Source organism: Catenulispora acidiphila DSM 44928 (assembly GCF_000024025.1).
GTDB classification, from domain to species: domain Bacteria; phylum Actinomycetota; class Actinomycetes; order Streptomycetales; family Catenulisporaceae; genus Catenulispora; species Catenulispora acidiphila.
On sequence record NC_013131.1, the window covers coordinates 6,516,162 to 6,528,652 of the forward strand.

At 68.4% G+C, this 12,491-nt stretch carries 8 protein-coding genes; 4 read left to right on the forward strand and 4 right to left on the reverse strand.

What is annotated here, in order from left to right:
* Window positions 1–51: 51 nt before the first annotated feature.
* Window positions 52–2,382, forward strand: coding sequence for a family 20 glycosylhydrolase (locus tag CACI_RS27995; protein ID WP_041540502.1), 2,331 nt, complete (start codon window positions 52–54; stop codon window positions 2,380–2,382).
* 4 nt (window positions 2,383–2,386) lie between these two features.
* Here the strand turns inward: CACI_RS27995 and CACI_RS28000 are convergent, their stop codons facing one another.
* Window positions 2,387–2,848 carry a GNAT family N-acetyltransferase gene (locus CACI_RS28000; protein WP_015794243.1) on the reverse strand — a complete coding sequence of 154 codons (462 nt, stop codon included), beginning with the start codon at window positions 2,846–2,848 and terminating at the stop codon, window positions 2,387–2,389.
* Window positions 2,849–3,000: 152 nt separating this feature from the next.
* Here CACI_RS28000 and CACI_RS28005 point away from each other — a divergent pair, with 152 nt between their 5' ends.
* Window positions 3,001–5,475, forward strand: a complete 2,475-nt coding sequence (locus CACI_RS28005) for an RICIN domain-containing protein (protein ID WP_015794244.1) — start codon at window positions 3,001–3,003, stop codon at window positions 5,473–5,475.
* A gap of 88 nt (window positions 5,476–5,563) precedes the next feature.
* On the opposite strand, the gene CACI_RS28010 is transcribed toward CACI_RS28005, so the two are convergent.
* Window positions 5,564–6,088, reverse strand: a complete 525-nt coding sequence (locus CACI_RS28010; protein ID WP_041540503.1) for an RICIN domain-containing protein — start codon at window positions 6,086–6,088, stop codon at window positions 5,564–5,566.
* Between the two features lie 278 nt (window positions 6,089–6,366).
* On the opposite strand from CACI_RS28010, the gene CACI_RS28015 reads away from it, so the two are divergent.
* Window positions 6,367–8,889 (forward strand): RICIN domain-containing protein, encoded by a 2,523-nt coding sequence (locus tag CACI_RS28015; protein ID WP_015794246.1) that lies wholly within the window; start codon window positions 6,367–6,369, stop codon window positions 8,887–8,889.
* An 82-nt stretch (window positions 8,890–8,971) separates the two neighbouring features.
* Here CACI_RS28015 and lon read toward each other — a convergent pair whose 3' ends face one another.
* A complete protein-coding gene (gene lon, locus CACI_RS28020; RefSeq protein ID WP_015794247.1) occupies window positions 8,972–11,536 on the reverse strand; it encodes an endopeptidase La in 2,565 nt (854 codons plus the stop codon).
* 130 nt (window positions 11,537–11,666) lie between these two features.
* Window positions 11,667–12,179: a cupin domain-containing protein gene (locus CACI_RS28025; RefSeq protein ID WP_015794248.1), complete on the reverse strand. Its 513-nt coding sequence runs from the start codon at window positions 12,177–12,179 to the stop codon at window positions 11,667–11,669.
* 197 nt (window positions 12,180–12,376) lie between these two features.
* On the opposite strand from CACI_RS28025, the gene CACI_RS54385 reads away from it, so the two are divergent.
* Complete coding sequence (locus CACI_RS54385) at window positions 12,377–12,460, forward strand: putative leader peptide (protein ID WP_395994345.1); 84 nt, start codon at window positions 12,377–12,379, stop codon at window positions 12,458–12,460.
* Window positions 12,461–12,491 lie beyond the last annotated feature (31 nt).

Here is a 12,491-nt window from a genome sequence, read left to right on the forward strand (position 1 = left end):
CACCTTTCGCTCAAAACCAAGCACCGCTCCCCTAGTGAACCGGGCAGGTCCATGCGATCCCTCCGAATCCTTCCGGCGGCAGCCCTCGTAGCCGCCGTCGTCCCCGTCACCATGGCCGCGTCGCCACCCACGGCGCACGCCGCCACCGGTACGCCGCAGACGATCCCCGCCGTCCGCACGTGGTCCGCCGGCTCCGGCTCCTTCTCTTGGAGCACGGCCAGCCGCGTCGTCATCAACCCGACCTATGCCTCGCAGCTGCAAGGCGACGCGAACACCTTCGCCGCCGATCTGTCCGCGCTGGAAGGGCGCACGGTCGGCGTCGCGCAGGGCACCGCAGGTCCCGGCGACATCGCCCTGAACCTGGGTGGCAGCCAGCCGACCGAGGGCTACACCATGACCGTCGGCAGCAGCATCTCGATCCAGGGCAGCACCACCACCGGCGAGTTCTGGGGCACCCGCAGCGTGCTGCAGCTGCTGCATCAGGGTTCGACGATCGCGGCCGGCACGGCAACGGACTCCCCCGACAAGTCCGAGCGCGGGCTGATGCTGGACACCGGGCGCCGGTTCTTCGATGTGGCGTTCGTGGAGAACCAGATCCGCGAGATGTCCTACCTCAAGATGAACTATCTGCACCTGCATCTGTCGGACACCTACGGCTTCCGGCTGGAGAGCACCACGCACCCGGAGATCACCTCCGCGCAGCACTACTCCAAGCAGGACATCGCGGCCATCATCGCGCTGGCGAAGCAGTACCACGTGACCGTCGTCCCGGAGATCGACCTGCCCGGGCACATGGACGCGATCCTGTCCGCCGAGCTGGGCATCGGCCACGACTACCGGCTCAAGGACAGCAGCGGCAACGCCAGCAGCAGCTACATCGACCTGACCATCCCCGGCGCCCGGCAGCTGATCAGCGACCTGATCACCGAATACGAGCCGCTGTTCACCACCAGCTCGTACTGGCATCTCGGCGCTGACGAGTACGTCACCAACTACGGCTCCTACCCGCAGCTGCTCACCTACGCCCACCAGAACTACGGCGCCAACGCCACGGCGAAGGACACCTTCTACGGCTTCGTCAACTGGGCCGACGGCATCGTGCGCGCCGGCGGCAAGACGATGCGGATGTGGAACGACGGGCTGAAGTCCGGCGACGGCACGATCACCGTCAACCCGGACATCATCGTGGAGTACTGGAGCAACACCGGTCTGTCCCCGCAGCAGGTCGTCAACGCCGGGCACACCATCGCCAACGAGGCGTACACGCCGACCTACTACGTCTACGGCGGCGCCAAGCCGAACACGACGTCCATGTACGAGTCCTGGAACCCGGACCTGTTCGACGGCTCGACCACCATCACCAACGGCGCCGCGAACCTGGGCTCCCTGATCCACGTCTGGTGTGACAACCCCGGCGCCGAGACCGAGGACCAGACCGCCGACGGCATCAAGTACCCGCTGCGCGACCTGGCGCAGATGACGTGGAACAGCCCCAAGCTGGTCCCGACCTACGCCGCGTTCGTCCCGATCATGGACGCCGTCGGCCGCAATCCGCTCTACCCGAAGCCGTCCATCGCCGGCGACCTCGCGCAGGGCAAGCCGACGACCGCCTCCAGCGTCGAGACGCCGAACTTCCCCGCCGCCGAGGCCACCGACGCCGACCTGAGCACCCGCTGGTCCAGCCAGTACGCCGACCCGACCTGGCTGCAGGTGGACCTGGGCTCGGTGCAGACGGTCAACCGCGTGGTGCTGGCCTGGGAGGCGGCGTACGGGAAGAACTACCAGATCCAGCTGTCGAACGACGGCACGACCTGGACCACCGTCGCCACGCGCGCCAACGGCACCGGCGGCACCGAAACGCTGACGTTCGCCGACGCCACCGGCCGCTACCTCCGCATGTACGGCACAGCGCGCGGCACGCAGTACGGCTACTCGCTGTGGGAGTTCGAAGCCTTCGACGACGCGAGCGGCCCGGTCCGCGGCACCCACACCGTCAGCACCGGCGGCCAGGCGCTGGACGACCCCGCCAGCTCCACCGCGACCGGCACCCAGCTCATCACCTGGGCCCTGCACGGCGGCACCAACCAGCAGTGGACGTTCACCGAGCAGCCCGACGGCTCCTACCAGATCACCAACGGCGCCTCAGGCCTGTGCCTGGACGTGACCGGCAGCTCCACGGCAGCCGGCGCGGCGGTGATCCAGTGGACCTGCGCGGGCACCGCGAATCAGCACTGGAACATCACACCGCTGTCCGGCGGCGGGTACACGATCGCCTCGGTGAACAGCAACCTGCTGCTGACCACGGCCTCCACGGCGAACAACGCGCTGGTGACGCAGCAGACCAACAGCGGGAGCGCGTTGCAGCACTGGTCGATCAACTAGCGCGTCAGAGGTCGAAGGCGTACCGGTTCAGCGTCCGCCCGGGAATCGAACCCGAAGGCACGACGCCCACGCGCACGCAACCCATCGCCTCGTAGAACGGCTCGGCGTGGGGGTCCGCATCCAGCATCAGGGTGCGGATCCCGACGCCGCGAGCGACATCGGCCATATGGCGGAACAGCGCACGCCCCACGCCCTTGCCGATCCTGTCGGGATCGACGAACAGGCTTCCCAGCTCCCCGTGCGGCGGCTCCCCCTCCAGCGACGCCACGGCGACGACGAGTCCTCCGGCCTCGGCGACCGTGATCCGCGAGGGGGCGATCTGGTCGGGGTGGATCGTGAGCTCCGCCCGGCAGCTCTCCATGAACTCTTCGCTATAGCCCCAATGGGCTTTCGAGCGCATGACGAGCTCCGTGAGCGCGTCGGTCTCGTCGGGGCGCGCCGACCGGAACGTCAGATCCGAACTCATGGCTCACACCTTACGTTCAGCGCGCGCCACCCCTGCTGATCGTGCTGTGTTTTTCTCGGGTCCACCTTGGATTCTGCTTGGAAAAGCTCGACTGGGTGCCCGGATTTGAGAGATAACTCTCGGGCATCCTCGCCCCCTCGAAAGGAGTACCTGTGAGACTCCGCAAAACGCTCTTGGCAGCCCTCGCCGCCGGTGCGCTGGCCTGCGTCGGCGCGGTGGCGCCGGGCAGTGCCTCGGCTGCGCCGCCCAGTGCCACGTACACGGTCTCGATCGGTTCCAACGGCACGTTTTCCGCGCAGTCGGACTCCCCTGCCGGGGCGTTCGTCGACCGTGATGGCACGTTCTACTTCCAGGAGTCCTACTCCGGTTACGGCTCGAGCGACGGCCGGGTCTGGCAGTTCTACTCCGGCAGCGACTTCGACAGCGCCAGCTTGAACTCCACGATCAGCAACTCGGTGAACCCCGCGAACTCCCAGGACGCGAACAACAACACCACCTGGCGCTGCGACAACAGTCCGACCGGGCTCGCGTCGACGAGTGCCGGGTCCGGTTCGGGCTACACCCAGCCGAACTTCTGCGACCTGATCGGCATGTGGGTCGATCCCGACACCGGGAACTGGATCGGGCTGGTGCACAACGAGTTCACGCCGCAGCCCTTCGGCGACGGTCTGCACTACGACGCCATCGACTACGCCGTGTCCACCGACCGCGGCATGACCTGGAAGATCACCGGTCACGCGATCACCTCGCCGTACAGCACGAAGCGCAACGACACGACGGCGTTCCCGAACCAGACCTACAACTACGGCGACGGCGACCAGCGGCTGTATGTGGACACCGCGTCAGGCTACTTCTACGTCTACTACGGTTCGCGCGTCGTCCCCAAGGGCGGCGTCGGCGGCAGCACCGGCGGTCTGGCGCACGTCGCACGCGCCCCGATCAGCGGCAAGATGGCGACCGGGACCTGGCAGAAGTGGTACAACGGCGCCTGGTCGCAGCCGGGTGTCGGCGGCCTGGAGAGCAACATGGTGCCGGTCGACTCCACCAACCCGACCGGCTACACCGCTCCGGCGCACGACTACAACCCCGCCAACACCGGGACCGTGGACCAGCAGGTGGCTGCCGGGCAGCTGCCGGCGAAGTCGCCGCTGTTCATCATGAACATCACCTATGACGCCTACCTCGGCCTCTACGTCGGCACGCCGGAGGTCGTGTCCGGGACGCAGCCGCAGCAGTACTACGTCACCGACGACCTCTCGACGCAGAAGTGGTACTACGTGGGCAACTCAGGATCGGCCTACACACAGGGATCCTGGTATCGCTGGTTCGCCGACAGCGGCGACAAGTGGAACCCGACCATCGTCGGCAAGTCCTTCCGCGCCTACTGCTCGGTGGCGTGCGTGAACAACGCCGGTTCGCTCTACACCAACGAGACCATCGACTCCACCGCCCCGGCGCAGCCGCCGGTGGACACCACCAAGACCTACACCATCGGCACATCCGCAGGTCGGGTCCTGGCGCAGGTCTCGGGCGGCTCGTCGGTGACGTCCGACGCCGCGGCGAGCGGTTCGGCGCTGGAAGCGTGGCAGTTCACGGCGAACGGCGACGGTTCGTACCGCATCACCAACGCCTCCACCGGCCAAGCGCTCGGCGTCACCGCGGCGACCGCCGGCCGCGCCTGGGGCGCCGCCCCGACCGCGACGGCACTGTCCGGCGGGACCGGCAGCGTGGGACAGCAATGGTGGATCGTGCCGGTGACCGGACAGAGCGGGAGCTACAAGCTGGTCAACAGGTACAGCGGCTTGGTGCTCGCGCTGTCGTCGAACACCTCGCGGCTGGCGGAGACCACGCCGACGCGCGCCTGGACCGACACCTCGGGCACCGGCATCGGCGGCGGACGGACCGCGGCGGAGCAGACGTTGGCGTTCACGCCGGCGACGTCTTCGGGCACTGAGACGGTGACCGTGGCGAATCCGGGGACGCAGACCACGACCGTGAGCACCGCGGTCTCGCTGCAGATCACGGCGTCGGACAGCAAGAACAAGGCTCTGACATACTCCGCGACGGGCCTGCCGGCCGGGCTGTCGATCAGCTCCGCCGGAAAGATCTCCGGCACGCCGAGCGCCACCGGTTCGGCGAGCGTGACGGTGACCGCCTCGTCCGGGACCGCGACCGGTTCGACGACGTTCACATGGACCGTGGGTCCGGCGGCGGCGAACCTGACCGGTACGCACACGCTGACCGCGTCGGGGCAGGCGCTGGACGACCCGAACCATTCCACGACCACCGGGACGCAGCTGGTCACCTGGTCGCCGAACGGCGGGTCGAACCAGAACTGGGTCTTCACGCAGCAATCGGACGGCTCGTACCAGATCCAGAACCAGCAGTCGCAGCTGTGCATGGACGACAACGGCGGCTTCACCACCGCCGGCACGTCGGTGATCCAGTGGACGTGCACGGGCAGCGCCAACCAGCACTGGACGGCGACGCGGCTGGCCGGCGGGGCGTACACGTTGACGAACGTGCACAGCGGTCTGCTGGTGACCACCGCCTCGACGGCGAACGGCGCGCTGGTCACGCAGGAGACGAACAGCGGCTCGGCGCTTCAGCAGTGGACCGTCGGCTAGGCCGTGCCTGGAGTTGTGCTCATGTGGCGGGGCGGAGGCTGCGGATCCAGATGATCGATCCGCGTAGCTGAAGTCCCGCCACGACGTCTCAGCCCCCGTATACCCACTTCTGGTAGCCGTTGGTGAAGCTGGCCGTGCTGCAGGTGTGGAGGCGCAGGCCGTAGGCGGAGCTCAGATCCAGGCACTGTCCGGTGGCCACGTTCTTGAGGTCGATCCACACGCCGTCCGAGCTGTAGGTGTACTCCACCCACTTCTGATAGCCGTTGTTGTAACTCGCGTCGCTGCAGGTGTACATGCGTACGCCGTACCGGGCGCTGCCGTCGAGGCACTTTTGGGCGTTCGCGCTGTAGAACTTGAAGGAGCCGTTGACGGCCGTCACGTCCCAGTCTTTGGCGGCCTCGTCGCTGTCCGCGCAGCTCATTATCGCGATGCCGGCTGGGTCTGCGCCTATGCAGTGGTGGTCGTAGTTGTATTCGATGTAGTTGTCCATGTACTGAATCCAGTGGCGCTCGGAGGCGCTTGTGGACGCGGCCAGCGCGGTCGGCGTCATGGACATCCCGACCGCGAGGCCGGCCGCTGCGGCCAGGGCGGTCAGAGCATGGCGGGTCTTCATCTGGGTCTCTCCCTGTCGAACCTTCGGCGATGCGTCGGTGCACATCCTCGCCGCCTGCCCCGGGACGATCGGTGCTCGCGCCGTCGCAATGGCCGAAATTCACGCTGACGGCATCTGGTTCGGCGAATTCCGTGCACGGATCACCCACTGATCCGGGCGCCTGCACTTTTCTCCAGCGCCACTTGGATTCTGCTTGAGATTGCTCGACTTCCTGCTCGTTCTTGAGAGATAACCGTCAGGTACCACCGGATGAACGTTCAGAGTGGAACGGAGTACCTGTGCGACACCCCCGCAAGACCCTCGCGCTCGCTACCGCCGCCGCAGCGGTCGCGGCCGGGGCGCTTCTGCCTTCGCCGCAGGCCTCGGCAGCCTCGGCAGTCTCGGCGGCGTCCGCGACCCCCGCGTACCGCGTCAGCATCGGCGCCGTGAACAGCTTCGCCTACCCTGACGACACCCCGGCGTCGGCGTATCTCGATTCCGACGGCTCCTTCCACTTCCAGGAGTCGTATTCGCTGTACGCCAAGACCGACCCGCGCGCCTGGGAGTTCTACGCCGGGACGGACTTCGACGACGCGACGCTGGACACCGGGCTGAGCAGCGCGGTGAACCCGGCCGATCCGCAGGACAAGAACAACGACACCACAGTGCGCTGCAACAACAGCCCGACCGGGCTTGAGTCGACGTACATGAACAACGGGACCGGCTACTACTCGCAGCGCAACTACTGCGACCTGTCCGGGACGTGGGTCGACCCGGACAGCGGCGACTGGTACGGCTTGGTCCACAACGAGTTCACGCCGCAGCCCTTCGGCGACGGCCTGCACTACGACGCCATCGACTACGCCGTCTCGCACGACCACGGCAAGACCTGGTCGATCCTCGGGCACGCGATCACCTCGCCGTACAGCACGACCCGCAACGACAGCGCCGCTTTCCCGAACCAGACCTACGACTACGGCGACGGCGACCAGCGCCTGTTCGTCGATCCCGCCTCGGGCTACTTCTACGTGTTCTACGGCTCGCGGGTCGTGAACAAGCCGGGCACCGGAGGCACGCAGACCGGCGGGCTGGCGCACGTCGCACGCGCCCCGATCAGCGGCAAGATGGCCGCCGGGACCTGGCAGAAGTGGTACGACGGCGCCTGGACGCAGCCCGGCATCGGCGGGCTGGAGAGCAACATGGAGCCGGTGGACGCCGCGAACCCGACCGGCTACACCGCGCCGGCACACGACTACAACCCGGCGAACACCGGGACCGCCGACCAGCAGATGGCCGCGGGCGAGCTGCCGGCCAAGTCGCCGCTGTTCATCATGAACATCACCTACGACGCCTACCTCGGGTTGTACATCGGCGAGCCGGAGACGGTCGGCCAGACCGGCAAGGAGCCGCAGCAGTTCTACGCCACCGACAACCTGGCGACGCAGAAGTGGCGCCTGATCGGCGACTCGGGCAGCTATGTGTCAGGGTCCTGGTATCGGTGGTTCGCTGACGACGCCAACAAGTGGAGCCCGACGATCGTCGGCGAGACGTTCCGCTCGTACTGCTCGATCGCGTGCGCGACCTCCGACGGGGAGTACGCGGACGTGACGATCGGCAGCTCGGCGCCGGCCAAGCCGGTGGTCGCACCGGGTCAGAACGTCGTCATCAACAGCGGCAACGGCCGGGTGCTGGCGCAAAGCGCGGGCAGCTCGAAGGTGACGTCGCTGGACGCGTCCTACGGCTGGGCGCAGGCGGCGTGGACGATCGCGGCGACCGGCGACGGCTCGTACACCGTCGTGAACGCCGTATCCGGGGACGCGCTCGGGGTGGACTCCTCGAAGACCTCCTCGCGCGCCTGGGGCACGACGCCGTCGGCGACACCGATCGGCGCCTCCGGTCCGACCGTGGGCCAGGAGTGGTTCGCGGTACCGAACACCTCCTCGCCGGGCTCCTTCCGGCTGGTGAACCGGGACAGCGGACTGGCGCTGGGGATGGCGTGGGACTCCGCGCGCTCGGCGGAGACCACGCCGGTGCGCTCCTGGACCGACACCTCCGGCAACGCGGTCGGCGGCGGTCGGCAGCCCTCGGAGCAGACGCTGACCTTCTCCCCGGCGCATCCGGCGCAGGGACCTGAGGTCGTGCACATGGCGACGCCGGGGAACCAGAGCGGCGTGGTCGGCACGGCGGCGAGCGTGCAGGTGAACGGCAGCGACTCCAAGGGCCGCCACCTGAGCTACACGGCGACCGGCCTGCCCGCCGGCCTGTCGATCAACGCCGGCAGCGGTCTGATCACCGGGACGCCAACCGCTTCGGGCATGTCCACGGTGACGGTGACCGCGTCCTCCGGGCACGTCTCGGCGAGCGCCACGTTCACCTACGCGGTGAGTCCGAAGCCTGTGGACCTGTCGGGCGTGCACACGCTGACGGTGTCGGGACAGGCGTTGCAGACGCCGAACGGTTCGAAGAACGGTGGCGACCAGCTGGTGACCGGCGCCGCGACGGGAGCGGCGACTGGCGCGGCGAGCCAGAAGTGGACGTTCGCCCGGCAGAGCGACGGCAGCTACACGCTGACGAACGGCGACTCAGGCATGTGTGCCGACGACAACGGCGGCAATACGGCTGCGGGGACAGCGGTGATCCAGTGGTCGTGCACGGCGGCGGTGAACCAGCGCTGGAGTGCGACACAGCTGCCGTCGGGGTTGTGGACGGTGAAGAACAACCACACCGGACTGCTGATGACGACCGCTTCCACGGCTGCCGGCGCGCTGGTGACGCAGGAGGCTGACACTGGGGCTGCGTTGCAGCACTGGACGCTGAGCTAGCTGTACTGACCAGCTCGGCACATGCCGGAGCCCTGGACCGGAGGGGATCGGTCCAGGGCTTCGGTTTTACTCGCGGAACCGCCTAGACAGCAGCCACAGCGACAGGGCGCTCCGCGGGTTCCAGGGCGAGGTCCAAGACCTCGCGCACGTCGCCGACCAGGTGCACGGTCAGCTTGTCCAGCACCTCGGCCGGGACGTCGTCCAGGTCCGGGCCGTTGCGCTTGGGCAGCAGCACGGTCGTGGCACCGGCCTGGTGCGCGGCCAGCAGCTTCTGCTTGACGCCGCCGATCGGCAGGACGCGTCCGGTCAGGGACACCTCGCCGGTCATCGCCACGTCCTTGCGGACCAGGCGGCCGCTCAGGAGCGAGGCCAGGGCGGTGGTCATCGTGACGCCTGCGCTCGGGCCGTCCTTGGGCTGGGCTCCGGCCGGCACGTGGACGTGCACCGCGCGCTTGCTCAGGTCCGCCACCGGCAGCTCCAGCTCGGCGCCGTGCGAGCGCAGGTAGCTCAGCGCGATCTGCGCCGACTCCTTCATCACGTCGCCCAGCTGGCCGGTCAGGGTCACGCCGGTGCCGCCGGTCTCCGGGTCGGACAGGGAGGCCTCGACGAACAGGACCTCGCCGCCGGCGCCGGTCACCGCCAGGCCGGTCGCCACGCCGGGCACGGCCAGGCGGTCGGCGGTCTCCGGGGTGTGGCGGGGACGGCCCAGGTAGTCCTTCAGGTTCTCGACCGTGATGGTGAGCTTGGTCTTGGGACCTTCGGGGGCGGGCTCGGCAGTGGGCTCGGCGGTGGCTTCGGCGGTCGCCTCGACGTCAGTCACCTCGACGTCGGTGGTCACCTCGACGTCAGCCGCGTCCGCACCAGGTGCGTCCTCGGCTGCGACGTCAGCGTCCTGATCCAGAACCGCCGCCTTGCTTTTGACCGCGGCTTCGGAGTCGGCCAGGGCCGTCTTCGCGGCGACCTTGCGCAGCACCCGGGAGATGGCGCGCTCCAGGTCGCGCACGCCGGCCTCCCGCGTGTACTGCTGCGCCAGCAGCCGCAGCGCCTCGTCGTCGAACTCCACCTCGTCGACGGACAGCCCGGCGCGGTCGATCTGGCGCGGCAGCAGGTGGTCGCGGCCGATGAGGACCTTCTCGTCCTCGGTGTAGCCGTCCAGGCGCACCAGCTCCATGCGGTCCAGCAGCGGGCCGGGGATGGACTCCAGGACGTTGGCCGTGGCCAGGAATACCACGTCGGACAGGTCGAGCTCGACCTCCAGGTAGTGGTCGCGGAACGTGTGGTTCTGCGCCGGGTCCAGGACCTCCAGCAGAGCCGCGGTCGGGTCGCCGCGGTAGTCGGCGCCGACCTTGTCGATCTCGTCGAGCAGCACCACGGGGTTCATCGTGCCGGCGTCCTTGATGGCGCGGACGATGCGGCCGGGCAGCGCGCCGACGTAGGTGCGCCGGTGACCGCGGATCTCGGCCTCGTCGCGCACGCCGCCGAGGGCGACGCGGACGAACTTGCGGCCCATGGCGCGCGCCACGGACTCCCCGAGGCTGGTCTTGCCGACGCCGGGCGGGCCGACCAGGGCCAGCACCGCGCCGGAGCGGCGGCCGCCGACCAGTTCCAGACCCTTGTCCTGCCGCTTCTTGCGCACGGCCAGGTACTCGACGATGCGCTCCTTGACGTCGTCCAGTCCGGCGTGGTCGGCGTCCAGGACGGCACGCGCGCCGGCGATGTCGTAGGAGTCCTCGGAGCGCTCGCTCCAGGGCATCTCCAGGACGGTGTCCAGCCAGGTGCGGATCCAGCCGGCCTCAGGGTTCTGATCCCCCGAGCGCTCCAGCTTGTCCACTTCCTTCAGCGCCGCCTCGCGGACCTTGTCGGGAAGGTCAGCGGTCTCGACGCGGGAGCGGTAATCCTCCTCTTCGGAGGCCTCCTTGCCGTCGAGCTCAGCCAGCTCCTTGCGGATCGCGGCCAGCTGGCGGCGCAGCAGAAACTCCCGCTGCTGCTTCTCCATGCCGTCCTCGACGTCCTTGCGGATCGACTCGCTGACGTCCAGCTCGACCAGGTGCTCCCGCCCCCAGGTGAGCAGCTTCTCCAGCCGCTCGTCGACGCTCAGCGTCTCCAGCAGCTCGACCTTCTGCACAGCCTTCAGGTACGGCGCGTACCCGGCGGAGTCAGCCAGCTGCGAGGGATCGGAGATCTGCTGCACCATGTCGACGACCTGGAAGGCCTCGCGGTGCTGCAGGATCTCGATCGCCAGGTCCTTGTATTCCTTGGCCAGCTCGCGGGTCCGCGAGGTGACGGCGGGCTCCTCGAGCACGATCGCCTCGACCCACAGGGCCGCACCGGGACCGGTGGTCCCGACACCGATGGCGGCGCGGTTGGTACCGCGCACCACGGCGACCATGCGCCCCGACCCGGCCATCCGACCGGTCTGCTCGATGATGGCGACCACGCCGGACTTGGCGTAGGTGCCGTCCAACCGCGGCACGAGCAGCACCTGCGGCTTGCCCCCACGCGTGGGACCGTTGGCAGCGGCGTCGACCGCCGCCCGGGTCTCCGAATCCGACAAATCCAGCGGCACGACCATGCCCGGCAGGACGACCGCGTCGTCCAGCGGGATGACCGGGAAGGCCTTGGTCGCGCCGGTCATGTTCTCACTCATTCGCTGTGGCTCCCTACAAGAAGTAAGTTGAGTCTGACTCACTCAATGTCTGTGAGCCGCCCAGTGTTCCCGGGGAGTTGTTCGCTGTGAGCGATCGCTTAAGAGCGCGGGGATTCCTGCAGGTCAGACCTCAAGCCATGAACTGATCGTGCCGCGCGTACAGCTCGGTCCACTCCTGAGGCGACAGCTCCCGCCCCTCGCCGCGGATCGCTGCCAGCTCCTCGAAATACGGTTCGCGCGGTGCGCCTGGCGCGAACAGGACCAGCATCGAGGCTGCTTCACCTGAGGTGTTCGCGAAGCTGTGGATGCCGCCGGGCGGGACGAAGAGGTAGTCGCCGGCGGTCGACTCGCGCCAGGTCTGGCCGTCGTAGAGGGCGACGGTGCCGTTCAGGATGAAGAAGGCTTCGGAGAATGTGCGGTGGTAGTGGCCGCCGCCTGATGCGGCGGTCTTCGGCGGCGTCGGGGTTCCCGGGAGCATGTCCCAGCGGTAGAGGCCGTAGAGGCCGCCGGTGGTTCCGCCGGTGGAGAGCAGGCTGACGCGCGAGGCGGTGCCGATGTTCAGTTCGGGGTCGGCGTCGGCGGTGCGGAAGGTGGCGCTGACTTCGCCCTGGTCGGCGAGGTAGCGGGGGGAGGGGTAGGACATGGCTCGAACACTATGGCCGACGGGTCGGGCGGTGGTAGGGCCGATCGGGGCGCGCCTGCTTGGGCCACTCGCGGTGGCTCGGCGGTGGTTCGGCGGCGGCTCGGCGGCGCGCCGGATCGCGGGCGAATTCTGCCGGATACTGAGACGGATATCGCTCGATATTGACGTTCTCTGAGATGTGATGTCATTCTCAGAACATGAGACGCGCCACCATTCTCGTGGCTCGCCGTCACGTCGATCTGCGCCGGACAGCGAGCGCGATCTGTCCTGCGTGCATATGAGGCCGTACTGCCCTTGAACTGGGCTGACGCC